Consider the following 24,103-nt stretch of genomic DNA (forward strand, 5'->3'; position numbering starts at 1 on the left):
ACCGCCTGCCCCACCTCCACCTGATTCCGCCGCCTAGTGCCGCCGCTCCTGCTTCTGCTTGCAGTCCACGCACAGGGTGGCCCGTGGGAAGGCCTGCATCCTGGCCTTGCCGATGGGCTGCCCGCAGTTCTCGCAGAGGCCGTACGTGCCCGCCTCCAGCCGTTCCAGGGCCCGCTCGGTCTGCTCCAGCATCGAGCTGGCGTTCGCCGCGAGCGCCAGCTCGGACTCCCGGGTGATGTTCTTGGTGCCGGTGTCGGCCTGGTCGTCGCCCGCGCCGTCGCCCGAGTCCCGCATCAGGCCGCTGATCGCCACCTCGGAGGCGTCGAGCTCGGCGCGCAGCCGCAGCACTTCGCTCATCAGCTCGCTGCGGGCCTCGTCGACCTCTCCTTGCGTCCAGGGGTCCTCGCCGGGCCGTACGGCGAGCTCGCCCGGGGTGAGGGCCGCGGTGGCCCGTGCCTTGGGCAGCCCGCTGGTGGCCGCCGCGGCCGTCTTCCTCGCCGTACCGGTGCTCTTCTTGGCAACCACTTTGCGGACTCCCGTCTTCTTCGCGGCATGCGCCGCCCCCTCGGCCCCGGCCTGCTTGGCCGTGGCCGTCCGCTTCTCGACGGCGGTCGTCTTCTTGACGGCGGTCGCCTTGACGGCGGTCGTCCTCTTGACGGCGGTCGCCTTGTCGGCCGTCGCCGTCCCGGCCGGAGCCTTCTTCGCCGGCGCCTTCGTGGCCGGCGCCTTGGTGGCGGCAGCGCTCTTCCCGGCAGCGGTCGCCTTCTTGGCGGGAACCGCGTCCTTGGGGGCCTCCGCCTTCCCGGCGGCCTTCCCGACAGCCTTCTTGGCAGTACTCCCGGCGGTCTTCTTCGCCACCATGGCCGCGGCCCCTTCACATACTGTGATCAATGCTCGCGATTCGTGCCGGAACGATAAATCGCCTCCAGCCCCGCGGCAACGGGGCACGCATCCATCGAGGTCAACCTGCATCCGTTGTGCCCATCCGGAGCCCCGGTAATCCGCCCCACCCGCCCCACCCGCGTCCCTGCCGGCGCCCAGGCCCATTCGGGTCACACGCGGGCCCGCCCCGTGCCTCCCCCCGCGCGCCGGCCGCGCCCCCGCCACGCCGTGGCGCCGCCCCCCGCACGGGCCCCCGTAAACCGGTCTGCCGAGCGCCCGCCCGGCCCGTACACTGGCCCCAGCGAAAGGCATGGACGGGGACGAGTAGCGCCGTACGCAGCCAGGAGCGACCCGGGGACGGTGAGAGCCCGGGGGCGAGCGCGATGTGAAGGATCACCCCTGAGCCGCCGGAAGAAAGCCCGCACGGGATCCCCGTACGGCGAGTAGAACCGGCTTCGCACCCCAATGAGGGGGCCACCGGATCCGTCCGGCGGCCAAGGAGGGTGGTACCGCGGGAGCAGCAGTCGGCTCTCGTCCCTCCGGACGGAAGTGACACCCCGCCGGAGGAAGAGTTCAGCCTCATGACCACACCGCCGCAGTACCGCCCGGTACCCGCCCAGGTCGACCTGCCTGCCCTCGAGCACGCGGTCCTCGACTTCTGGCGCGAGAGCAAGACCTTCGCCAAGACCCTGGAGCAGTCCGAGGGACGCCCCGAGTGGGTCTTCTACGAGGGCCCGCCCACCGCGAACGGCATGCCCGGCGCGCACCACATCGAGGCCCGCGTCTTCAAGGACGTCTTCCCCCGCTTCCGCACCATGCGCGGCTACCACGTGGCCCGCAAGGCCGGCTGGGACTGCCACGGCCTGCCCGTCGAGCTCGCCGTCGAGAAGGAGCTCGGCTTCAACGGCAAGCAGGACATCGAGGCGTACGGCATCGCCGAGTTCAACGCCAAGTGCCGCGAGTCCGTGACCCGCCACACCGACGCGTTCACCGAGCTCACGACCCGCATGGGCTACTGGGTCGACCTGGACGACGCCTACCGGACCATGGACCCCGAGTACGTCGAGTCCGTGTGGTGGTCGCTGAAGGAGATCTTCAACAAGGGCCTGCTCACCCAGGACCACCGCGTCGCCCCCTGGTGCCCGCGCTGCGGCACCGGCCTCTCCGACCACGAGCTGGCCCAGGGCTACGAGACGGTCGTCGACCCGTCGGTCTTCGTCCGCTTCCCGCTGACCTCCGGCCCCCTCGCGGGCGAGGCGGCCCTCCTCGTCTGGACGACGACCCCCTGGACCCTGGTGTCCAACACCGCGGTCGCCGCGCACCCGGACGTCACGTACGTGGTGGCCACCAACGGCGAAGAGAAGCTGGTCGTCGCCCAGCCGCTGCTTGAGAAGGCCCTCGGCGAGGGCTGGGAGGCCACCGGCGAGTCCTTCACGGGCAAGGAGATGGAGCGCTGGACGTACGAGCGCCCGTTCTCCCTCGTCGAGTTCCCGGCCGAGGCCCACTACGTCGTGAACGCCGAGTACGTCACGACCGAGGACGGCACCGGTCTGGTCCACCAGTCCCCCGCCTTCGGCGCCGACGACCTCGCGGTCTGCCGCGCGTACGGCCTGCCCGTCGTGAACCCGGTCCGCCCCGACGGCACCTTCGAGGAGGAGGTCCCGCTCGTCGGCGGCGTCTTCTTCAAGAAGGCCGACGAGAAGCTGACCGCCGACCTCGACGCGCGCGGCCTGCTCTTCAAGCACATCGCCTACGAGCACAGCTACCCGCACTGCTGGCGCTGCCACACGGCCCTGCTCTACTACGCGCAGCCGTCCTGGTACATCCGCACCACCGCCGTCAAGGACGCGATGCTGCGGGAGAACGAGAAGACGAACTGGTTCCCGGACTCGGTCAAGCAGGGCCGCTTCGGCGACTGGCTGAACAACAACATCGACTGGGCGCTCTCCCGCAACCGCTACTGGGGCACCCCCCTGCCGATCTGGCGCTGTGAGGAGAACCACCTCACCTGCGTCGGCTCGCGCGCGGAGCTGACCGAGCTGTCGGGCCGGGACCAGTCCGCCCTGGACCCGCACCGCCCGTACATCGACGACGTGACCTTCACCTGCACCGCCGAGGGCTGCTCCCTCGAGGCGGTCCGCGTGCCGGAGGTCATCGACGCCTGGTACGACTCCGGCTCGATGCCGTTCGCGCAGTGGGGCTACCCGCACAAGAACAAGGAGATCTTCGAGAAGCGCTACCCGGCGCAGTTCATCTCGGAGGCCATCGACCAGACGCGCGGGTGGTTCTACACCCTGATGGCGGTCGGCACCCTCGTCTTCGACAAGTCCTCCTACGAGAACGTGGTCTGCCTGGGCCACATCCTCGCCGAGGACGGCCGCAAGATGTCCAAGCACCTGGGCAACACCCTCGAGCCGATCCAGCTCATGGACCAGCACGGCGCGGACGCGGTCCGCTGGTTCATGGCGGCCGGCGGCTCCCCGTGGGCGGCGCGGCGCGTCGGCCACGGCACGATCCAGGAGGTGGTCCGCAAGACCCTCCTCACGTACTGGAACACGGTCGCCTTCCAGGCCCTGTACGCCCGTACGTCGAACTGGGCGCCCTCCGCCGCCGACCCGGCGCCGGCGGACCGCACGGTCCTCGACCGCTGGCTCCTCTCCGAGCTCCACACCCTCGTCGCCGACGTCACGGACGCGATGGAGGCGTACGACACCCAGCGCGCCGGAAAGCTGCTGTCCGCCTTCGTGGACGACCTGTCCAACTGGTACGTCCGCCGCTCGCGCCGCCGCTTCTGGCAGGGCGACAAGGCCGCGCTGCGCACCCTCCACGACGTCGTCGAGACCGTGACCCGCCTGATGGCCCCGCTCACCCCCTTCATCGCCGAGCGGGTCTGGCAGGACATGATCGTCCCCGTCACCCCGGACGCCCCGGAGTCGGTGCACCTGTCGGCGTGGCCGGAGGCGGACGCCACCCAGGTGGACCGGACGCTGTCCCAGCAGATGCTGCTGGTCCGCCGCCTCGTCGAGCTGGGCCGCGCCACGCGTGCCGAGTCGGGCGTGAAGACCCGCCAGCCGCTGTCGCGGGCGCTGGTCGGCGCGGTCGGCTTCGACGCGCTGTCGCCGGAGCTCCAGTCCCAGATCACGGAGGAGCTGAACGTCTCCTCCCTGGCCTCCCTCTCGGAGGTCGGCGGCTCGCTGGTGGACACCACGGCGAAGGCGAACTTCCGGGCCCTGGGCAAGCGCTTCGGCAAGGGCGTGCAGGACGTCGCCAAGGCGGTGGCCGCGGCCGACGCTGCGGCGCTGTCCCTGGCCCTGCGCTCGGGCTCCGCGGTCGTCTCGGTGGACGGCGAGGAGGTGGCCCTCTCCCCGGAGGAGGTCATCATCACGGAGACCCCCCGCGAGGGCTGGTCGGTGGCGTCCGACTCGGGCGCGACGGTGGCCCTGGACCTGGAGATCACCCCGGAGCTGCGGCTGGCGGGTCTGGCGCGTGACGCGATCCGGCTGATCCAGGAGGCCCGGAAGAACTCGGGCCTGGACGTGGCGGACCGCATCGCCCTGCGGTGGTCCTCCTCGGACCCGGAGGTCGTGACGGCCCTGACGGACCACTCGGCCCTGATCGCGGACGAGGTGCTGGCCACGGACTTCGCGTCCGGCGAGGCCGACGGCGCCTACGGCGACCCGTTCACGGACGAGTCCCTGTCCCTGGCCTTCCGCCTCCGCAAGGCGTAGCCCTCCGCCCGAGCGGCCCGTACCTCCCCCGGCCGGGAGGTGCGGGCCGCTTTACTTTCCCCCACCCCGCCCTTTCACCGTTTCCTGGAGCTCCGGCCCCAGACCCCGGCTCCTCAAACGCCGGAGGGGCTGGAAAATCAGCCCCTCCGGCGTTTGAGGAGCGGGGTGCGGGGCGGAAGCCCCGGTCCTTTCAGCCCCGCCGGCGTTTGAGGCGCGGGGGCTCGGGGGCGGAGCCCCCGCAGCGGCGCCGCACCCGGTACGCAAACGGGCCGGGCCCGGTGCCCCCGAAGGGGAACCGGGCCCGGCCCGTAGAGCGGCTGCCGACCGCAGAAACGGCGGCGGCGCTTAGTTGTCGTCCTCGTCGATCAGGAAGCCCCGCATCGGCGACGGCGCCTGCATCGGCTGCGGCGCAGCCGGCCGCACCGGAGCCATCGGCTGGGTCATCGCCGGGGACATCTGCTGCTGGCCGCCGTACGACGGGCCTGCGCCCATCGGGGAGGGACCGCCCATGGGGGACGGGCCGCCCATCGAGGGACCACCCATGGAGTGCCCCATCGCACCGGCCGGAGCCATCGAGGGGGACGGCGACGGCGGCAGCGCGGGACCGGCCGGGTTGCGCGGCGGGGCCAGCGAGTCGTCGGCCTGGGTCTCCAGCTGGCGCAGCTGCGACTCCAGGTAGGACTTCAGTCGCGTACGGTACTCACGCTCGAAGCCCCGCAGGTCCTCGACCTTGCGCTCCAGCGTGGCGCGGGCGGACTCCAGGGAGCCCATCGCGACGCGGTGCTTCTCCTGCGCGTCCCGCTCCAGCGCGTCGGCCTTGGCGCGGGCGTCCCGCTCCAGGCCCTCGGCGCGCGACCGGGCCTCGCCGACGATCTTGTTGGCCTCGGAGCGGGCCTCCGCGATCGCCTGGTCGGCGGTCTGCTGCGCCAGCGACAGGACGCGGGCGGCGCTGTCGCCACCGGGGCCCTGCTGCGGGAGCTGCGGCTGCTGCTGCATCTGCTGCATGGGCTGGCCCATGGGCTGCATCTGCTGCCCCATCGGCTGCATCTGCTGCCCCATGGGCTGCATCTGCTGGCCGAGCTGGTTCTGGCCGCCCATCGACTGCTGCTGCTGGCCCATGCCCTGCTGGCCCATGCCCTGCGGTCCACCCATGGGGTGCTGCTGCATGGGGCCGCCCATGGAGCCGCCCATCGGGCCGGGGCCCTGCTGGCCCTGGCCGCCGGGGCCCGGCGGAAGCTGCGGCTGGCCGCCCGGGAGCTGCGGCGGGCCCATCTGCTGCTGCGGCGGGCCGGATATGGCCGCGGGCACGGGGGCGCCGGGGCCGCGCTGGTCCTGGGGTTCGGGCTTGCGCATGCCCTGCTGCTGCTGGTTCTGCGCGGCGGCACGCGTGGCGGCTGCCAGCTTGGCGCGCAGGTCCTCGTTCTCGCGCAGCAGGCGCGTCAGTTCGGACTCGACCTCGTCGAGGAAGGCATCGACCTCGTCCTCGTCATAGCCTTCTCGGAGGCGGACGGTCGTGAACTGCTTGTTCCGCACGTCCTCGGGAGTCAGCGGCATGTCTTCTTCACCTCTACGTAGTCGTCGGCAGTCGGCAAGACCGTATCGGGACTGTCCCCGCGCGCGCGGAGAAGCTCATCGTTCACACGCTTCTCGCAGCGGTGCTCACGAAACTGATGAGGATGTAAACGATGATCATCAGAACGAAGAAGGACAGGTCGAGTGCCACGCCCCCGAGACGCAACGGCGGAATGAACCGCCGAAGAAGCTTGAGCGGTGGATCGGTGACAGTGTAGGTGGCCTCCAGAACGACCACCATCGCCTTGCCGGGCGCCCATGAACGTGCGAACTGGAACACGTAGTCCATGACCAGTCGGAAGATCAGCACGATGAGGAAGCACATCAGCGCGATGTAGACCACCTGTAGTGCGACGCCCATCCCGCGCTTCCCTCTCCCCGTTTCCCGCTCTGTTCCCGGTCCCGTATCTGACGGATCGGTCTAGCTTTGGTTGAAGAACCCGCCCTCCGCGATGCGAGCCTTGTCCTCCGCCGTGACATCGACGTTAGCAGGCGACAGCAGGAACACCTTCTGTGTCACGCGTTCAATGCTGCCGTGCAGACCGAAGACGAGTCCGGCGGCGAAGTCCACGAGACGCTTCGCGTCCGTGTCGTCCATCTCCGTGAGATTCATGATCACCGGAGTGCCCTCACGGAAGTGTTCCCCGATGGTACGGGCCTCGTTGTAGGTCCGGGGGTGCAGCGTCGTGATGCGGTACGGCTCCCGCTCGGAGACGACCTTGGGCATGATCACGGGGGCGTTCTTCTCCAGGTTGGTGCGATCAGGTGTGATGGATGCCACGGGGGCAATTCGCGCAGGACGTCCGTTTTCCACCGGAATTGGGATGGGTTCCCGCTGCGCCGGAGGCTGTACGGCTCGTACCGGTTCGTCCGAAATGGGCGATTGGTGCACGGGCTGCTGTCGGCGATCCCGCTCCCGAGCCCGTTCCATCTCCGGCTCGGGCTCGAACTCGTCGTCGGGGTCGTACCCCGGGTTGTCGTACCGGTCGTCCTCCACGAGGCCGAGGTAGACCGCCATCTTGCGCATCGCGCCGGCCATTCTCCGAGTCCTCCGCTCTGTGGTGGATCGCCCTGTCGCAGGTGCCGCCGTGTCACGAATGTCACCAACTGCCCGCGATCCACGTGGTCTGCCCGCTCATCGGCGGGAATGACCATATTTTCTGCTGTGGTCCGACTTTCTTCGCGACGTTACCCGAGCCGGGGTCTCGCGCCGAGTACCGCGGTGCCGACGCGTACATGTGTCGCACCGGCCGCCACGGCCTGTTCCAGGTCTGCGCTCATCCCGGCCGACACCATCGTGGCAGCAGGATGGTCCGCGCGCATGCGGGATGACAATTCCATCAACCGCTCGAAAGCGGCCTGTTCGCGTCCCGCGTAGGGGCCGGACAGCGGAGCGACGGTCATCAGCCCGTCGATCCGCAGTCCCGGTGCGGCGGCAATGAGGTCCGCCAACTCCGCGAGCTGCTCCGGCGCCGCGCCTCCGCGGGCCCCGCGCTCCCCCGATTCGGCGTCGAGGGCGATCTGCACGAGGCAGCCGAGTTCCCGGCCGGCGCTCGAGGCGGCGGCCGAGAGGGCGGTCACGAGCCTGGGGCGGTCGACGGACTGCACCACATGCGCGTATCCCGCCACAGAACGGACTTTGTTCGTCTGCAACTGACCGACGAAGTGCCAGCTGAGCGGCAGATCCGCGCAGGCCGCGGCCTTGGGGGCGGCATCCTGGTCGCGATTTTCCGCAACATGACGGACACCCAGGTCCGCCAGCAGTCGTACGTCGCTCGCGGGATAGGTCTTGGTGACCACGATGAGCGTCACCTCGTCCCGCGCCCGGCCCGCCGCCGCGCAGGCGGACGAGATACGTTCCTCCACCCGCGCCAGGTTCTCGGCGAGCTCCGACTTACGATCCGTCATTCTTCTTTTCCCCCGGGGGTCCGGGGGGCGTCCCCCGGGAAGACTCTGTCAACCAGACATATCCGGCAAGCCGCCCGGTCACCCGGTCGCGGCGGTACGAGAAGTGGTCCCGCGACTCCAGTGTGCAGACCGGTGAGCGGCGGCTGTTCACCACCCCCGCCTCCGCGAGCTGCGCGTGCACTCCGGCGACCACGTCCACGGCCGGTGTCCCCCAGCTGGTCTCGGCCCGGGCGGCGGGCACCACTTCGGCCACCGCCTCCCGCATCTCGGCCGGCACCTCGTAGCAGTGTCCGCAGACCGCGGGTCCGGTACGGGCGACGATCCGCCCGGGCTCGGCCCCGAGGGAGACCATCGCCTCGACGGCCGCGGGCACCACCCCGGCGACCAGTCCGGGCCGGCCCGCGTGGGCGGCCCCCACGACCCCGGCGACGGGGTCGGCCAGCAGGACGGGCGTGCAGTCGGCGGTGAGCACCGCGAGGGCGAGCCCCCGACGGGCGGTCACCACCGCGTCCACCGCGGGGACCTCCGCGTCCGGGCCCCACGGCCCGTCCACCACGGCGACGTCGCGGCCGTGCACCTGGTTCATCCAGACCACCCGGTCCGGGGCGAGCCCCAGGGACCTCGCGGCCAGTGCCCGGTTCGCGAGAACGGCGGCCGGGTCGTCTCCGACCGCGCCGCCGAGGTTGAGCTCTTCGTACGGAACGGCGCTCACTCCGCCCCACCGGTCGGTGAAGGCGAAGTGGGCGCCGCCCACGTGGTGCTGCTCCGGTGTCACTTCAAGAAGTCCGGAACGTCCAGTTCCTCGGCCGGGCTGTCCTGGTACGGGCGGGCCGTCGGAACCTGCGGCGCGGGGGCCTGGGTCTCGACCGGGGCCGGCTCGACCGGGGCCGGGGGGTCCTCGCGCGGGGTGACCGTGCCGAGTCCGCCGAAGGCCGGGCGGGCCGGCTCGGCGGCGCGGACCGGAGCCGGGGCCGGCTCCTCGCGCTTGGTGGACGCCGCGCCGATGACGTTGTCCCGGCGTGCCGGGGGCTGTCCGCCGTCGAACCCGGCCGCGATGACGGTGACCCGCACCTCGTCGCCGAGCGCGTCGTCGATGACCGCACCGAAGATGATGTTCGCCTCGGGGTGCGCGGCCTCGCTCACCAGCTGCGCGGCCTCGTTGATCTCGAAGAGACCGAGGTCCGAGCCACCGGAGATGGAGAGCAGCACGCCCCGGGCGCCGTCGATGGACGCCTCCAGCAGCGGCGAGGAGATCGCCATCTCGGCCGCGGCCACCGCGCGGTCGTCGCCGCGGGCCGAGCCGATGCCCATCAGGGCCGAGCCGGCCTCGGACATCACGGACTTGACGTCGGCGAAGTCGAGGTTGATCAGACCCGGGGTGGTGATGAGGTCGGTGATGCCCTGGACGCCCGAGAGCAGGACCTGGTCGGCCGACTTGAAGGCGTCGAGCACGCTGACCTGGCGGTCCGAGATGGACAGCAGTCGGTCGTTGGGGATGACGATGAGGGTGTCGACCTCTTCGCGGAGCTCGGCGATGCCGTCCTCCGCCTGGTTCGCGCGGCGCCGCCCCTCGAAGGTGAACGGCCGGGTGACCACACCGATCGTCAGGGCGCCCAGCGAGCGCGCGATGTTGGCGACGACGGGTGCGCCGCCGGTGCCGGTGCCGCCGCCTTCACCGGCGGTGACGAAGACCATGTCGGCCCCCTTGAGGACCTCCTCGATCTCCTCGCGGTGGTCCTCTGCCGCCTTGCGGCCGACGGCCGGGTTGGCGCCGGCGCCGAGGCCCCGGGTGAGTTCACGGCCGACGTCGAGCTTGACGTCGGCGTCGCTCATCAACAGCGCCTGGGCGTCCGTGTTGATGGCGATGAACTCGACGCCCTTGAGACCGACCTCGATCATTCGGTTGATGGCATTGACACCACCGCCGCCGACACCGATGACCTTGATGACTGCGAGGTAGTTCTGCGGTGCTGCCACGTCGAAGGCCTCTCGCCTCGAGTTACGTGTCGCCGCCTCGCGGGCCTGCGTTGCGACGACTGATGCCGAAATAGGGACGGTCCGAACGCGCCGACCCGAACCCTCACCCTGAAGTTTAGGGTTAGGGGTGTGTCTGTTCCTTGGACTCTTCCGAACAGGACACTAAGTCGACAAGTAGCGCGTGTTCAACGAACACGCCGAACCTCCCGTTTTTCTTTTCACCCTATGTGATCACCCGTATCGCTGGCCAACCAGGGTGCGTCGTTGTTCGACCGGGAGTCAACTCCCGGACACCGCAGGGGCGGTGGGGACGCTCACGTCGAAGTGAGCGGCCTTGGGCGCGGCTTTCAGCAAAGCGGTCAGCGCACGCCCCTTCGCCTCGCTCTGTTCACCGCTCCCCCACGTCACGGAGCGGCCCCTGGACAGCTCCAGGACCACCGAATCGTAGGAACCCACCTTGACCTGCACGGTTTCCCTGGCGACCGGTTCCGGGAGGGCTCCGGCGACGAGAACGGCCTCGTGCAGGAGCCGTTCCTCGTCGAAGCGGCGGGCGCTCGGCGATCGTGCGGCGTTCAATTCCAGGACCGGAACGCCCTCGGGCGCTTTCGGAACCGTGTCGAATCGCACACCCGAAGCGTCCACTTCGACGAAGTCGGCGTCCTTTTTGATGAGCAGGACGGGTTTGCGTTCCGTCACTTTCAGCCCGATTCCATGCGGCCAGGACCGCACCACATCGACCGAATCGATGCGGGGCAGCCGGCCGCGGACGCGGCTCTCGATCTCGTCGGTGTCCACGCTCACCAGGGGCGCGCCGACGGGCACGGCCGCGGCCGAGAGGACCTGCTCGGGGGTGAGCACCTCCGTGCCGGCCGCCGTGACCTTCTCGACGCGGAGCCAGGAGGACCCGTAGAGCACCCAGGTCCCGCCCGCGACGAGGAGCACCGCGGCGGCCAGGGAGGCCAGCACGGGGCCCCGGCGCAGGCGTGCGCCGGGGCCCTGCGGGCCGGATCCCTTCACGGACTTGCCGGACTTGGGGGCCTTGGGCGGTTTGGGAGAGCCGGCGCCCTTGCGGGCGGGCCGGCCGGACCCGCCGGAACCCGGGGTCCCGCGCTCTGCGGTCGTCGCTCCGGCCACTCCTGTGCCTCCTGCGTCTGGGCTCCGCGTCAGCGGTTCCTGTGGGCTGCGATCGCCTCGTACACCATGCCGACCAGCAGCTCGTCGGCGTCCCGGCGGCCGAACTCACCGGCGGCGCGGGACATCTCGTACAGGCGGTGCGGGTCGGACAGCACCGGGAGGACCTGGCTGAGCACCCACTCGGGCGTCAGCTCCGCGTCGTCCACGAGGAGGCCGCCGCCGGCCTTGACCACCGGCTGGGCGTTGAGCCGCTGTTCGCCGTTGCCGATCGGCAGCGGGACGTAGGCGGCGGGGAGCCCGACGGCGGAGAGTTCGGCGACGGTCATCGCACCCGCGCGGCACAGCATCATGTCGGCGGCGGCGTACGCGAGATCCATCCGGTCCACGTACGGTACCGGCACATACGGCGGCATCCCGGGCATGTTGTCGACACGCGGCAGTTCGTTCTTCGGGCCGACGGCGTGCAGGATCTGGACGCCGGAGCGCTGCAGGGTCGGGGCGACCGCCTGGATCGTCTCGTTGAGGCGGCGTGCGCCCTGTGAGCCGCCGGAGACCAGCAGCGTCGGCAGGTTGGGGTCCAGGCCGAAGGCGGCGCGCGCCTCCGGGCGCATGGCGGCCCGGTCGAGGGTGGAGATGGAGCGGCGCAGCGGGATGCCCACGTAGCGGGCGCCGCGCAGCTTGCTGTCGGGGGTGGAGACCGCGACGGCGTGCGCGTACCGGGAGCCGATCTTATTGGCCAGTCCGGGCCGGGCGTTGGCCTCGTGGACGATGATCGGCACCCCGAGCCGCTTGGCCGCGAGGTAGCCGGGCAGGGCCACGTAGCCGCCGAAGCCGACGACGCAGTCCGCCTTGGTGCGGATGAGGATCTCCTCCGCGGCCTTGATGGTGCCGCGCAGCCGTCCGGGAACGGTGATCAGCTCCGGGGTCGGCTTGCGGGGCAGCGGCACGGCGGGGATCAGCCCGAGTTCGTAGCCGCGCTCCGGCACCAGGCGCGTTTCCAGTCCGCGCTCGGTGCCGAGGGCGGTGATGCCCACTGAAGGGTCCTGCCTGCGCAGGGCGTCCGCGAGGGCGAGCGCCGGCTCGATGTGGCCGGCGGTCCCCCCACCGGCGAGTACGACATGCACCGAAATTCACCGCTCTCCGGACGGACGCTTCTTGACGCGCCGTCTCATCGACTTCCATCTCACCCCGGTCCGCCACCAGCCGGTCTTCGGCTGTCGCATCGCGAGGGCCGCGCGCGCCGCCGGCTCCTCACGCGCGAAGGCGATGAGCAGTCCGACCGCGAACATGGTCGGCAGCAGGGCTGACCCTCCGTAGGAGAACAGCGGGAGCGGGACTCCGGCGATCGGCAGCAGGCCGAGCACCGCACCGATGTTGATCACGGCCTGGGCCGTGATCCAGGTGGTCACGCCTCCCGCGGCAAACCGTACGAAGGAATCCTCCGTGCGTCCGGCCACGCGGATACCCGCATAGCCTAGAGCCGCGAACAGGGCGAGCACCGACAGCGTCCCCGCGAGACCCAGTTCCTCCCCGGTGATGGCGAAGATGAAGTCGGTGTGGGCTTCGGGTAGTTGCCCCCATTTTTCCACACTTGCACCCAGCCCGGAACCGAACCATCCGCCCGAAGCGAGGGCGTAGATCCCATGGACGGCCTGCCAGCAAAGGTCGTTCTTGCCCGGGTCTGTCGCACCGAGGCATTCCAGCCGGTCCATCCGGTGCGGACTGGTCTTGATCAGCAGTGCGACGATCGCACCCGCGAAGGCCAGCACTCCGACGAACAGCCGCGTCGGGGCGCCCGCCAGCCAGAGCAGGCCGAACAGGATGGCACCGAGGATCATCGCGGTGCCCATGTCCCCGCCCAGCATGATCAGGCCGAGCAGCAGGAAGGCCACCGGGACCAGCGGCACCAGCAGGTGCTTCCACTGGCTCAGCAGCCCCTTGTCGCCCTTGCGCGCCAGCAGGTCGGCGCCCCACAGGATCAGTGCCAGCTTGCCGAACTCGCTGGGCTGCAACATGAACGGACCGCCAAGGGAGATCCAATTCTGGTTGCCGTTGATCGAGACCCCTATCCCGGGGACCTGGACCAGGACCATCAGGAAGAGCGTGCCGGCGAGCACCGGATAGGACAGAGCCCGGTGCAGCTTGACCGGCATCCGGGAGGCGACGAGCATCAGTCCGGTGCCGATGAGGGCCGCCAGGAACTGCTTCTTGAAGAAGTACGCGTCGCCGAGGCCGAGCTGGAGGGCCTTGATCATGGAGGCCGAGTACACCATCACCAGACCGAGCACGGTGATGAGCAGCGAACTGCCGAAAATCAGGTAATAGGCGGTGAGCGGGCGGTCCCAGGCCCTGCGCAACTGCCCCTGCGTACGCCGCAGGCCGGCCAGCGGCCCGCGCCCTGCGGGCCGCTTCACACGCACCAGGGGCCGTTTGCGGCCCTGCGCCTTCACGGCGGACGGCCGCCGCCCCGGCAGCATCTGCTTGGCCGGCATCTGTGATCTTCCCCTCCACTCGTACGAGGCGAGCAGCCGGCCGGAGGGAACCAGCCCCGGAGCCCCGGCCTAGACCGTGTCCGCAGCGCTCTCGGCGGCCAGTTCGCGCACTGCGTCGGCGAACGCGTCCCCACGCTTGTTGTAGTTCGCGAACATGTCCATCGAGGCACAGGCAGGCGCCAGCAGGACCGTGTCGCCGGGCTCGGCGAGCGCGGCCGCCTCCCGGACCGCTGCGAGCATCGCCCCAGTGTCGGTCCGGTCGAGGTCGACGACCGGGACCTCGGGGGCGTGTCGCGCCAGCGCCTCGGCGATGAGCGCCCGGTCGGCGCCGATCAGCACCACACCGCGCAGCCGCTTGGCCGACTTCTGCACGAGCTCGTCGAAGGTCGCGCCCTTGGCGAGACCTCCGGCGATCCACACGACCGGCTCGAAGGCGGCCAGCGAGGCCTCGGCCGCGTGCGTGTTGGTGGCCTTGGAGTCGTCGACGTACGTGACCCCGGCGACCTCGTCCACGCGCGCGACCCGGTGGGCGTCGGGGCGGAAGTTGCGCAGTCCGTCGCGGACCGCGCGCGGCTCCACGCCGAAGGCGCGGGCCAGGGCCGCGGCGGCGAGCGCGTTGGCGATGTTGTGCGGGGCCGGCGGATTGACGTCCGTGACCTCGGCGAGCTCCTGGGCGTTCTTCTGCCGGTTCTCGACGAAGGCGCGGTCGACGAGGATGCCGTCGACGACGCCGAGCATGGAGGGGCCGGGGGCGCCGAGGGTGAAGCCGATCGCCCGGCAGCCCTCTTCGACGTCGGCCTCGACCACGAGGTCCTCGGTGGCCTTGTCGGCGACGTTGTAGACGCAGGCCACCGTGTTGCCCTCGTAGATCCGGCCCTTGTCGGCGGCGTACGCCTCCATCGAGCCGTGCCAGTCGAGGTGGTCCGGGGCCAGGTTGAGGACGGCGCCCGAGTGGACGCGCAGCGAGGGCGCCCAGTGCAGCTGGTAGCTGGAGAGTTCGACGGCGAGCACGTCGTACTCCTGCTCGCCGAGCACCACGTCGATGATGGGCGTGCCGATGTTGCCGACGGCGGCGGTCCGCAGGCCGGCGGCCTTCAGGATCGACGCGAGCATCTGGGTGGTGGTGGTCTTGCCGTTCGTACCGGTGATGGCGAGCCAGGGCGCGGCGTTCTCACCGCGCAGCAGCCAGGCGATCTCCACGTCTCCGACCACGTCCACACCTGCGGCGGCGGCGGCCGCGAACAGCGGGCTGTCGGGCTTCCAGCCGGGAGAGGTGACGACCAGCTCGGTGCCCTCGGGGAGGGTCTCGGCGTCGGCGAGGCGTACGGAGATCCCCAGCTCGGCCAGTTCGGCGGCGCGGGCGCGGTGGCCCTCGCCGTCGCCGCCGTCGACGACGGTCACCACGGCGCCGAGGCCGGCCAGGGCGCGGGCGGCACTGATGCCGCTCACGCCGAGACCGGCCACGGTGATGTTCTTGCCCTGCCAGGAGGTCACTTGTCGGCTGCCCATCCCGCGTAGAAGAGACCGAGACCCACGATCACGCACATGCCCTGGATGATCCAGAAGCGGACCACCACAAGGACTTCGGACCACCCCTTGAGTTCGAAGTGGTGCTGCAGCGGGGCCATCCGGAAGACGCGCTTCCCGGTCATCTTGAAGGAGCCGACCTGGATGACGACCGACATGGTGATGAGGACGAAGAGGCCGCCGAGCAGGGCGATCAGGAACTCCGTGCGGGAGCAGATCGCGAGACCGGCGAGCGCGCCGCCGAGGGCCAGCGAGCCGGTGTCACCCATGAAGATCTTGGCGGGCGAGGTGTTCCACCACAGGAAGCCGAAGCAGGCGCCCATCAGGGCGGAGGCGACCACGGCGAGGTCGAGCGGGTCGCGCACCTCGAAGCAGGCGTTCGGGCTGGGCAGGGTCTGCGCGTTCACGCAGGACTCCTGGAACTGCCAGACCCCGATGAAGGTGTAGGCGCCGAAGACCATCACGGCGGCGCCGGTGGCGAGGCCGTCCAGACCGTCGGTCAGGTTCACGCCGTTGGACATCGCCAGGATCATGAAGAGCGCCCAGACGACGAACAGCACCGGGCCGATCGACCAGCCGAAGTCCGTCACGAACGACAGCTTGGTGGAGGCCGGGGTCAGCCCGCGCGAGTCCTTGAACTGGAGCGCGAGCACCGCGAAGGCGATGCCGACGATCAGCTGGCCGGACATCTTGGCCTTGGCCCGCAGACCGAGCGAACGCCGCTTGACGATCTTGATGTAGTCGTCCAGGTAGCCGACCAGGCCCATGCCCGCCATCAGGAAGAGCACGAGCAGGCCCGAGAAGCTCACCGCCTCACCGGTGATGACCTTCGTCAGGGCGTACGCGACGAGCGTCGCCAGGATGAAGGAGATACCGCCCATGGTGGGCGTCCCCTTCTTCCCCGCGTGGCCGCGCGGGCCGTCGTCGCGGATGAACTGGCCGTAGCCCTTGCGGGCCAGCAGCTTGATCAGCAGCGGGGTGCCGACAACGGTGAGGAACATGCCGATGACACCGGCGAACAGGATCTGCCTCATCGGCCGGCGACCTCGCCCTCGACAGTGCCCTCGAGCAGGGCCTGGGCCACCCGCTCCAGACCGGCCGACCTGGAAGCCTTCACCAGCACGACGTCACCCGGGCGCAGTTCACTGCGCAACAGGTCGACCGCCGCCTGCGCGTCGGACACGAGCACCGACTCCTCACCCCACGAACCCTCGTTATATGCGCCCAGTTGCAGCCAGGAGGCTTCCCTGCCCCCGACTGCGACGAGCTTGCTCACGTTGAGCCGGACGACAAGTCGCCCGACCGCGTCGTGCTCGGCGAGCGCGTCGTCCCCGAGCTCGGCCATCGGGCCGAGCACCGCCCACGTGCGTCCCCCGTTCGCCCTGCCGGCACCGCCCATCGCGGCGAGCGCGCGCAGTGCGGCCCGCATGGACTCGGGATTCGCGTTGTAGGCGTCGTTGACGATCGTCACACCGTCCGCGCGCTCGGTGACCTCCATCCGCCACCGGGACAGCGTGCCCGCCCCGGAGAGCGCCGTGGCGATCTCCTCGACGGACATGCCCAGTACATGGGCAACGGCGGCCGCGGCGAGCGCGTTCGACACGTGGTGCTCACCGTACAGCCGCAAGGTCACGTCACTGCACCCGGTCGGTGTTCGCAATGTGAAGGAAGCCTGCCCCCTGTCCGTCATGCGGACTTCGGTGGCCCGGATTTCGGCGTCCTCGGCCTCGCCGAACAGCACCGTACGGGCCTTCGTGCGCCCGGCCATGGCGCGAACCAGCAGGTCGTCGGCGTTGAGGACGGCGACACCGCCCTCCGCCTCGGCGGGCAGCGCCTCGACCAGCTCCCCCTTGGCCTGTGCGATCTGCTCCCGGCCGCCGAACTCGCCGATGTGCGCGGTGCCGACGTTGAGGACCAGGCCGATCCGCGGCGGGGTCAGCCCGGTGAGGTAGCGGATGTGGCCGATGCCGCGGGCGCCCATCTCCAGGACCAGGTGCTGCGTCTCCTCGGTGACGCGCAGCGTCGTGATCGGCAGGCCGATCTCGTTGTTGAGGTTCCCGGGGGTCCACACGGTCGGCGCGTGGTGCTGCAGGACCTGCGCGATGAGGTCCTTGGTGGAAGTCTTGCCGGCGGAGCCGGTGAGGGCGACGACGTCGGTGCCCAGGCGGGCGACGACGGCCCGGGCGAGCGCCCCGAGGGCGGCCACCACGTCGGGGACGACGATCGCCGGTACGCCCACGGGCCGGGTCGCGAGGACGCCCACGGCGCCGGCGGCCAGCGCGCGTTCGGCGTAGTCGTGGCCGTCGACCCGCTCGCCGACGAAGGCGGCGAACAGGCTGCCCGGCCGGACCTCGCGGGAGTCGTAGACCACGGGACCGGTGACCTGTACGGACGGATCCGGTATGTCGTGGGGCCGCCCGCCGGTGATGTCGGCGATCTCGGCGAGGGAAAGGGCGATCACTGGTTCACCTCGGCCTGTCGGACCGTAGTCGTTTGACCGGGCACGGCGGCCTGGTCGAGCACGGCCTGGTGCTCGATCGCGGCGCGGAGCACGGTGCGGTCGTCGAAGGGCCGTACGACACCGGCGGTGTCCTGGCCCTGCTCGTGGCCCTTGCCCGCCACCAGCACGGTGTCGCCGGGCCGGGCGCGCGCGACGGCGGCGGCGATGGCCGCGGCCCGGTCGGCGTCGACCAGGACGGTGCCCCGCTCGGCGGGCGGTACGGACACGGCGCCTTCGAACATCGCGGCGAGGATCGCGAGCGGGTCCTCGGAGCGCGGGTTGTCAGAGGTCAGGACGGCCACGTCGGCGTACCGGGCGGCCGCGGCGCCCATCGGGGCGCGCTTGGTGGTGTCGCGGTCGCCGCCGCAGCCGAGGACGATGTGCAGCCTGCCCTCGGTGACCTCGCGCAGCGCGCGCAGGACCGATTCCACGGCGTCCGTCTTGTGCGCGTAGTCGACGACGGCGAGGTACGGCTGTCCCGCGTCCACCCGCTCCAGCCGACCGGGGACCCCGGGGACCGCGGCGACGCCGTCGGCGGCGGTCTGCGGGTCGAGGCCGGCGGCGGCGAGGGTGACGATCGCGGCGACGGTGTTGGCCACGTTGAACGGGCCGGGCAGCGGCGCGGCGGCGCGCACGCGCTGTCCTTCGGGGCCCAGCAGGGTCAGGGTGGAGCTCGCCGGCCCGAACACCACGTCCTCGGCGCGCCAGTCGGCGGCCGGGTCGCCGGCGGCGGAGAAGGTGACGACCGGGATCGTCGCCTCCTTGGCCAGGCGGCGGCCGTACTCGTCGTCGAAGTTGACCACGCCCAGGCGGGCCCGACGGGTGGTGAAGAGCCCCGCCTTGGCCTGGAAGTAGTCCTCCATGTCGGAGTGGAACTCCATGTGCTCCGGGCTCAGGTTGTTGAAGACGGCCACGTCGAAGACGCAGCCGTCGACCCGGCCGAGCACCAGGGCGTGGCTGGAGACCTCCATCGCCACGGCCTCGACGCCGCGCTCGCGCATGACCGCGAAGAGGGCCTGGAGGTCGGTGGCCTCGGGGGTGGTCCGCTCGGACTTGATGCGCTCGTCGCCGATGCGCATCTCGACGGTGCCGACCAGTCCGGTGCTGCGGCCCGCCGCGCGCAGACCGCCCTCGACGAGGTACGCCGTGGTGGTCTTGCCGGAGGTTCCGGTGATGCCGATCTGGAGCAGGTCGTCGCCGGGGCGGCCGTAGATCGCGGCGGCGAGCTCGCCCATCCGGCCGCGCGGGTCGTCGACCGCCAGGACCGGCAGGCCGGTCGCCGCGGCGCGCTCCGCCCCTGCGGGGTCGGTCAGCACGGCGGCGGCACCGAGGCCGGCGGCCTGGGCGGCGAAGTCGGCGCCGTGCGTCCTGGCTCCCGGCAGGGCCGCGTACAGGTCTCCGGGACGGACCGCACGGGAGTCGTGCGTGATCCCGGTGATCTGCGCCGCGGAGGGCGCCGGGATGCCCAGCAGGGTGGCCAGCTCGCCCAGAGGGGTCGGGCGGGCGGACAGGGGCCTGGGCGCTCCCGGCGGCGCTGCCGGGGCGTCTTTCTGGGTGGTTCTGGGCTGATCAGCGTGGGGCACGGCGGTGAGCGTACCGGGCGCGGCGGGCCGGTCGCGAAGTGAGGGCCCGGCCTCGGCGTCGGCAACCGGCTGGTTCCCGGGTTTCGGGGTGATCGTTGTCACTGATGGTGCCTCACGCTTTTCTGGCGGGCCGACCGGGCTGTGGGTCACGGACCGGGCTGCGGACTGGGCTGCGGGGCGGGCTGCGGGCCGGGTTCGTAGGTGACCGGCAGCCCGGCGGGGGAGGTTCCGGTGGGGGCGACCTGGAGGGTCTTGAGGGCGAACTCCATGACCTTCTTGTAGATGGGGCCGCAGATCTGGCCGCCGAAGTAGCTGCCCTTCGTGGGGTTCTGGATGGCGCAGTAGACGGTGATCCGCGGGTTGTCCGCGGGTGCGAAGCCGGCGAAGGAGGCGGTGTAGCCCTTGTAGCGGCCGGTGGCCGGATCCACCCGGTTGGAGGTGCCGGTCTTGCCGCCGACCCGGTAGCCGGGGATCTTCGCCTTGGTGCCGGTGCCCTCCTGGTCGTCGACGACGGATTCGAGCATCGCGGCGAGGGTCTTGGCGGTCTCCGAGCTGATCACGCGGTGCTGCTCGGGGGCCGGGGCCGGGGTGAAGCGGCCGTCGGGGCCCTTGGTGCCGCGCACCAGGGTCGGCTCGACCCGGATCCCGTCGTTGGCGATGGTCGAGTACACGGAGGCCGCCTGCATGGCGTTGAGGGACAGGCCCTGGCCGAAGGGGATCGTGTACTGCTGGGAGGTGGACCAGTCCTTGGGCTCGGCGAGGATGCCGCGGGACTCGCCGGGGTAGCCCAGCCCGGTGGGCCGGCCGATGCCGAACTTGGTCAGGTAGGAGTGCAGGACCTTGTTGGCCTCGGGCTGGGTGGGTCCGAGCTGGCCGGTGGCCAGGATCGTGCCGATGTTGGAGGACTTGGCGAGGACCCCGTTGAGGGTCAGGTACCAGGTCGGGTGGTCGATGTCGTCCTTGAACAGCCGGTCGCCGCGGTGCAGCCGGTTGGGGACCTCGACGCGGGTCTCGGGGGTGGCCTTCTTCTCCTCCAGCACGGCGGCCATCGACATCACCTTGGCGGTGGAGCCGGGCTCGTACACGTCCTGGAGTGCGGCGTTGCCCATGGCGGCGGAGCTGGCCCGGGTCAGGTCGTTGGGGTCGAAGCCGGGGGCGTTGGCCATGGCCAGCACCTCGCCGGTGCGGGTGTCCTGGACGATGACGTAGCCGCGGTCGGCCTCGGACTTCTGGACCTGCTCGGCGATGGCGCTCTGGGCCGCCCACTGGATGTCCCGGTCGATGGTCAGCGCGATGTCCTCGCCGGGGACGGCGGGCTTCTCGCTGGAACCGGCCGTGGGGACCTTGCGGCCGCCGGACTGGGCGTACGTGATCTCGCCGTCCTTGCCGGACAGCTTCTTGTCGAGGGAGGACTCCAGGCCGCCGCCGCCCTTGCCGTCGGCGTTGACGTAACCCAGTATCCCGGCGGCGAGGTCGCCGTTCGGGTACACGCGCTTGCTGCTGTCCTCCTTGAACACGCCGGCGAGGACGTTGGCGCCGGGGCCGTTGTTCTTCTTGTCGGCCGTCGCCTTGTCCCGGAAGACCCGCTGGAGGTCCTTGATCTGGTTCCAGACCTGGGGGGTCTGGCGCTGGGCGAGGATCACGTACCGGCTGTTCCTCGTGCTCAGCTTGGCGGTGAGCTCCTTGGCGTCCTTGCCGAGGATGGGCGCGAGGAGGGCGGCGGCCTGCGCGGGGGCGTCCGGGGCCTTGCTCTCCTGCGGGGTGAACATCTTCGGGTCGGCGGTGATGTCGTACGCGTCGACGCTGGTGGCGAGGGCCACGCCGCGGCGGTCGGTGATCTCGCCGCGCTCGGCGGCCAGCTTGACGCTGGTGTAGCGGTTCTTGGAGGCCTCGGCGGAGAAGGTCGAGGCGTCGACGGCCTGCACCTGGAGCAGCCGGACGACGAACGCGAGCATGACGAGGGTCAGGCCGACGCTGACGAGGCGGAGCCGGGGGCGGGGGCTGCCGAGGCGGATGGTGTGGGGCCGCCTGGCCGCCGCGGGCCTGCGGGTCGCCGGGCGCGAGGCCGGGCGGGCGGTGGCCCGGGCCCGGTCGCCCGGGCGGGGCGGCCTGGCCGGTCCCGGCACCCGCCGCCGAGGCGGCTCCTGCGGGCTCACGCGGCCACCGCCCCATACGCCGGCGAGGCCGAAAGACCCGGGGCTCCGCCCCGGACCCCGCTCCTCGAACGCCGGAGGGGCTGGATTCGTCCGGCGAGGCTGAATCTTTCAGCCCGTCCGGCGTTTGAGGACCGGGTCCGGTCAGAGCCCGGGGAACGGCGAAAGGGCGGGGTGGGGAAAGGCCCCGCAGGGCTGAGCCCCGCCACCGCGATACCGCCTGCCATCGGGGTCACGACGTCACCTTCCAGGGGTCTGGCTGGGCTGCTGCAAGGGCGGGGCCGGGGAGGCAGGCGCGGCCGACGCCGGGGGTGCGGCCGGCGGCGGGGTCGGGCTCGGGGAGGCCTCTGCCGGGGCGGCGGTGCCGGCGACCTTGCCGTCCGGGCCGATGAAGACGGGGCTGCCGCCCGGGACCAGCCCGAGCTCCTGCGCCCGGCGCTGCAGCGCGTCGGGCGCCGAGTAGGCGTCCACGTCCCGCTGGAGCGCCTGCTCCTCGTCGGTGAGCGCGGTGGTCTCCTTCTTCAGCCGGGTCAGCTGGAAGGAGCCCTCGTTCAGCGCCGAGTTCAGCAGCAGCAGGCTGATCAGACCGCCGCCGAGCAGCGCCACGACCAGCAGGACGAACGGCATCCGCGCGGCCTGCCCGCCGGGGCGGGGGCGGGCCGGGCGGCCGCCGAGCGCCCGGCCGAGCCGGGCCGCCTGGCCGCGGGTCAGCGTGGCGACCTTCCCGGCCTTGGTCACAGTCGCGCCTCCCGGATGCGTTCGACCCCGCGGAACCTCGCCGGGGCGGCCCGCCGGTTCTCGGCGATCTCCTCCTCGGTCGGCAGTTCCGCTCCGCGCGTGAGCAGCTTCAGCTTCGGCTGGTACTTCTCCGGTACGACGGGCAGCCCGGGCGGGGCCGTGGAGGCCGCGCCGGCCGCGAAGACCTGCTTGACCAGGCGGTCCTCCAGCGAGTGGTACGAGAGCACCGCGATCCGGCCGCCGACCGCGATCCGGTCCACCGCCGCCGGGATGGCCTTCTCCAGGCCGGAGAGCTCGCCGTTGACCTCGATGCGCAGGGCCTGGAAGGTCCGCTTCGCCGGGTTGCCGCCGGTTCGCTTGGCCGCCTGCGGCAGGGAGTCGCGGATCAGTTCCACGAGACGGGCGCTGTTGGTGAAGGGCTCCTTGTCCCGCTCCCGGACGATCGCGGACACGATGCGCTTGGCCTGCTTCTCCTCGCCGTACTGGCGCAGGATCCGGACGAGCTCGCCCGGCGCGTAGGTGTTCAGGACCTCGGCGGCGCTGATGCCGGTCGTCTGGTCCATGCGCATGTCCAGCGGCGCGTCCTGGGCGTACGCGAACCCGCGGTCGGCCTCGTCCAGCTGCATGGAGGAGACGCCGAGGTCGAAGAGGATGCCCTGGACGGCGGGGATGCCGAGCCCGTCGAGGACCTCGGCGAGGTCGGCGTAGATCGCGTGGACGAGGGTGGCCCGGTCGCCGAAGGGTGCGAGGCGTTCGCCGGAGAGCCGCAGGGCTTCCTTGTCGCGGTCGAGGCCGATGAGGTGGGCCTCGGGGAACCGGGTCAGCAGGGCCTCGCTGTGGCCGCCGAGGCCGAGGGTGCAGTCGACGACGACGGCCCCGGGCCTCTCCAGCGCCGGGGCCAACAGGTCCAGGCACCGCTGGAGCATCACCGGGACATGTCGGGACTCGCTAGTCAAAGCGCCCTCTCAGATAACGGCGCGGCAGGCATACGCCGCGCCGCGCACGCGGAGTGTTACCAGGGGGCCGGGCGGCCGGTCAGGGCCGGGCTCCGGCCGGTTCGCGTCACTTTAGTGCAACGGTCGCCGCGGTCAACGAACCGCCCCGCGCGCCGTGCACCGCTCTCGGACCCAACCGACAAAAGCCGTGAATCACCCGAACGGCCGCCTCGTACCCACCCCTGTGGGTTAGCTCACAACAAGGCGCGTTGGCGTTCTTTGTCCGCCCTCACCCGAGGCCTTTGCCTGCCGTGACCATTAACGTCGTAGCCATGACGACTTCCGCATCCCTGCCTGCAGAGTCCGCGTCCGAGGCATCCGTCGGCGGATCCGTCACCGACCGGCTGGTCGAGGCGAATCAGCGATACGCCTCGGAGTTCACCGACCCCGGGATGGACGCCCGCCCCGTGCTCCACGTCGCCGTCGTGGCCTGCATGGACGCCCGCCTCGACCTGCACAAGGCGCTCGGCCTGGAGCTCGGCGACTGTCACACGATCCGCAACGCCGGCGGCGTGGTCACGGACGACACCATCCGTTCCCTCACCATCAGCCAGCGCGCCCTCGGCACCCGCACGGTGATACTCATCCACCACACCGGCTGTGGTCTCGAAAGCCTGACCGAGGACTTCCGGCACGAGCTGGAGGACGAGGTCGGCCAGCGCCCGGCCTGGGCCGTCGAGGCCTTCCGCGACGTGGACCAGGACGTCCGCCAGTCCATGCAGCGGGTTCGCACCAACCCGTTCCTGCCCCACAAGGACGATGTGCGAGGCTTCGTCTTCGATGTGCACACCGGGCTCCTGCGGGAGATCGATCCCAGCTCTTGAGTGACACAAGGCCGTAACGCCGTCAAGAATGCGGGGTGGCACCACCCGGGATCCCCCGGGACCGGTGTCCGTGTTTCGGGGTGGGCCGGT

At 71.2% G+C, this 24,103-nt stretch carries 19 protein-coding genes; 2 read left to right on the forward strand and 17 right to left on the reverse strand.

All coding sequences use genetic code 11. From position 1 onward, the window contains the following. Positions 1 to 33 precede the first annotated feature (33 nt). Positions 34 to 861, reverse strand: a complete 828-nt coding sequence (locus OG472_RS14435) for a TraR/DksA family transcriptional regulator (RefSeq protein ID WP_405829751.1) — start codon at positions 859 to 861, stop codon at positions 34 to 36. Positions 862 to 1,463: 602 nt separating this feature from the next. On the opposite strand from OG472_RS14435, the gene ileS reads away from it, so the two are divergent. Beyond that, positions 1,464 to 4,610, forward strand: coding sequence for an isoleucine--tRNA ligase (ileS, locus tag OG472_RS14440; RefSeq protein ID WP_405829753.1), 3,147 nt, complete (start codon positions 1,464 to 1,466; stop codon positions 4,608 to 4,610). 345 nt (positions 4,611 to 4,955) lie between these two features. On the opposite strand, the gene OG472_RS14445 is transcribed toward ileS, so the two are convergent. The 16 genes from OG472_RS14445 to rsmH all read right to left on the reverse strand — a co-directional run bounded on the left by OG472_RS14445 (position 4,956) and on the right by rsmH (position 23,120). Next, on the reverse strand, positions 4,956 to 6,164 hold the full coding sequence (locus tag OG472_RS14445) for a DivIVA domain-containing protein (protein WP_405941517.1): 1,209 nt from the start codon (positions 6,162 to 6,164) through the stop codon (positions 4,956 to 4,958). An 82-nt stretch (positions 6,165 to 6,246) separates the two neighbouring features. Beyond that, positions 6,247 to 6,543 (reverse strand): YggT family protein, encoded by a 297-nt coding sequence (locus OG472_RS14450; protein WP_007263603.1) that lies wholly within the window; start codon positions 6,541 to 6,543, stop codon positions 6,247 to 6,249. 60 nt (positions 6,544 to 6,603) lie between these two features. Then, the gene (locus OG472_RS14455; RefSeq protein WP_030707332.1) at positions 6,604 to 7,221 is read right to left on the reverse strand and encodes a cell division protein SepF; all 618 of its coding nucleotides are present in this window, start codon (positions 7,219 to 7,221) and stop codon (positions 6,604 to 6,606) included. Between the two features lie 149 nt (positions 7,222 to 7,370). Next, a complete protein-coding gene (locus OG472_RS14460) occupies positions 7,371 to 8,090 on the reverse strand; it encodes a YggS family pyridoxal phosphate-dependent enzyme (RefSeq protein WP_405829755.1) in 720 nt (239 codons plus the stop codon). Continuing rightward, positions 8,077 to 8,865, reverse strand: coding sequence for a peptidoglycan editing factor PgeF (pgeF, locus tag OG472_RS14465; RefSeq protein WP_383575270.1), 789 nt, complete (start codon positions 8,863 to 8,865; stop codon positions 8,077 to 8,079). The genes OG472_RS14460 and pgeF overlap by 14 nt, the downstream gene beginning before the upstream one ends. Beyond that, the gene (gene ftsZ, locus OG472_RS14470; RefSeq protein ID WP_327413503.1) at positions 8,862 to 10,067 is read right to left on the reverse strand and encodes a cell division protein FtsZ; all 1,206 of its coding nucleotides are present in this window, start codon (positions 10,065 to 10,067) and stop codon (positions 8,862 to 8,864) included. Before ftsZ ends, pgeF begins: the two co-directional genes overlap by 4 nt. Positions 10,068 to 10,346: 279 nt before the next feature. Continuing rightward, positions 10,347 to 11,201, reverse strand: coding sequence for a cell division protein FtsQ/DivIB (locus tag OG472_RS14475; RefSeq protein ID WP_401601236.1), 855 nt, complete (start codon positions 11,199 to 11,201; stop codon positions 10,347 to 10,349). A 29-nt stretch (positions 11,202 to 11,230) separates the two neighbouring features. Then, complete coding sequence (murG, locus tag OG472_RS14480) at positions 11,231 to 12,325, reverse strand: undecaprenyldiphospho-muramoylpentapeptide beta-N-acetylglucosaminyltransferase (protein ID WP_401601238.1); 1,095 nt, start codon at positions 12,323 to 12,325, stop codon at positions 11,231 to 11,233. Positions 12,326 to 12,331: 6 nt separating this feature from the next. Further along, entirely contained in the window at positions 12,332 to 13,693 is a 1,362-nt protein-coding gene (gene ftsW, locus OG472_RS14485; RefSeq protein WP_401601240.1) for a putative lipid II flippase FtsW, read from the reverse strand. A 69-nt stretch (positions 13,694 to 13,762) separates the two neighbouring features. Beyond that, positions 13,763 to 15,202: a UDP-N-acetylmuramoyl-L-alanine--D-glutamate ligase gene (gene murD / locus OG472_RS14490; protein WP_383575262.1), complete on the reverse strand. Its 1,440-nt coding sequence runs from the start codon at positions 15,200 to 15,202 to the stop codon at positions 13,763 to 13,765. Then, complete coding sequence (mraY, locus tag OG472_RS14495) at positions 15,184 to 16,254, reverse strand: phospho-N-acetylmuramoyl-pentapeptide-transferase (protein WP_030707344.1); 1,071 nt, start codon at positions 16,252 to 16,254, stop codon at positions 15,184 to 15,186. Before mraY ends, murD begins: the two co-directional genes overlap by 19 nt. Further along, complete coding sequence (murF, locus tag OG472_RS14500) at positions 16,251 to 17,681, reverse strand: UDP-N-acetylmuramoyl-tripeptide--D-alanyl-D-alanine ligase (RefSeq protein ID WP_401601245.1); 1,431 nt, start codon at positions 17,679 to 17,681, stop codon at positions 16,251 to 16,253. Before murF ends, mraY begins: the two co-directional genes overlap by 4 nt. Next, positions 17,678 to 19,405, reverse strand: coding sequence for a UDP-N-acetylmuramoyl-L-alanyl-D-glutamate--2,6-diaminopimelate ligase (locus tag OG472_RS14505; protein ID WP_401601248.1), 1,728 nt, complete (start codon positions 19,403 to 19,405; stop codon positions 17,678 to 17,680). The genes murF and OG472_RS14505 overlap by 4 nt, the downstream gene beginning before the upstream one ends. Positions 19,406 to 19,449: 44 nt before the next feature. Further along, complete coding sequence (locus OG472_RS14510; protein WP_401601251.1) at positions 19,450 to 21,459, reverse strand: peptidoglycan D,D-transpeptidase FtsI family protein; 2,010 nt, start codon at positions 21,457 to 21,459, stop codon at positions 19,450 to 19,452. 237 nt (positions 21,460 to 21,696) lie between these two features. After that, the gene (locus tag OG472_RS14515; RefSeq protein WP_401601252.1) at positions 21,697 to 22,194 is read right to left on the reverse strand and encodes a hypothetical protein; all 498 of its coding nucleotides are present in this window, start codon (positions 22,192 to 22,194) and stop codon (positions 21,697 to 21,699) included. After that, positions 22,191 to 23,120, reverse strand: a complete 930-nt coding sequence (gene rsmH, locus OG472_RS14520) for a 16S rRNA (cytosine(1402)-N(4))-methyltransferase RsmH (protein ID WP_401602452.1) — start codon at positions 23,118 to 23,120, stop codon at positions 22,191 to 22,193. The genes OG472_RS14515 and rsmH overlap by 4 nt, the downstream gene beginning before the upstream one ends. Positions 23,121 to 23,461: 341 nt before the next feature. Between rsmH and OG472_RS14525 the strand changes: the two genes are divergently transcribed. Further along, the gene (locus tag OG472_RS14525) at positions 23,462 to 24,013 is read left to right on the forward strand and encodes a beta-class carbonic anhydrase (RefSeq protein WP_401601255.1); all 552 of its coding nucleotides are present in this window, start codon (positions 23,462 to 23,464) and stop codon (positions 24,011 to 24,013) included. Positions 24,014 to 24,103 lie beyond the last annotated feature (90 nt).

Source organism: Streptomyces sp. NBC_00207, from assembly GCF_045160965.1.
GTDB lineage: Bacteria > Actinomycetota > Actinomycetes > Streptomycetales > Streptomycetaceae > Streptomyces.

What these genes read in the sequence shown, in the direction of transcription:
- OG472_RS14435 (WP_405829751.1), bottom strand. Translation starts at nt 861, where the DNA reads ATGGTGGCGAAGAAGACCGCCGGGAGTACTGCCAAGAAGGCTGTCGGG.
- ileS (WP_405829753.1), top strand. Translation starts at nt 1,464, where the DNA reads ATGACCACACCGCCGCAGTACCGCCCGGTACCCGCCCAGGTCGACCTG.
- OG472_RS14445 (WP_405941517.1), bottom strand. Translation starts at nt 6,164, where the DNA reads ATGCCGCTGACTCCCGAGGACGTGCGGAACAAGCAGTTCACGACCGTC.
- OG472_RS14450 (WP_007263603.1), bottom strand. Translation starts at nt 6,543, where the DNA reads ATGGGCGTCGCACTACAGGTGGTCTACATCGCGCTGATGTGCTTCCTC.
- OG472_RS14455 (WP_030707332.1), bottom strand. Translation starts at nt 7,221, where the DNA reads ATGGCCGGCGCGATGCGCAAGATGGCGGTCTACCTCGGCCTCGTGGAG.
- OG472_RS14460 (WP_405829755.1), bottom strand. Translation starts at nt 8,090, where the DNA reads ATGACGGATCGTAAGTCGGAGCTCGCCGAGAACCTGGCGCGGGTGGAG.
- ftsW (WP_401601240.1), bottom strand. Translation starts at nt 13,693, where the DNA reads ATGCCGGCCAAGCAGATGCTGCCGGGGCGGCGGCCGTCCGCCGTGAAG.
- murD (WP_383575262.1), bottom strand. Translation starts at nt 15,202, where the DNA reads ATGGGCAGCCGACAAGTGACCTCCTGGCAGGGCAAGAACATCACCGTG.
- mraY (WP_030707344.1), bottom strand. Translation starts at nt 16,254, where the DNA reads ATGAGGCAGATCCTGTTCGCCGGTGTCATCGGCATGTTCCTCACCGTT.
- rsmH (WP_401602452.1), bottom strand. Translation starts at nt 23,120, where the DNA reads ATGCTCCAGCGGTGCCTGGACCTGTTGGCCCCGGCGCTGGAGAGGCCC.
- OG472_RS14525 (WP_401601255.1), top strand. Translation starts at nt 23,462, where the DNA reads ATGACGACTTCCGCATCCCTGCCTGCAGAGTCCGCGTCCGAGGCATCC.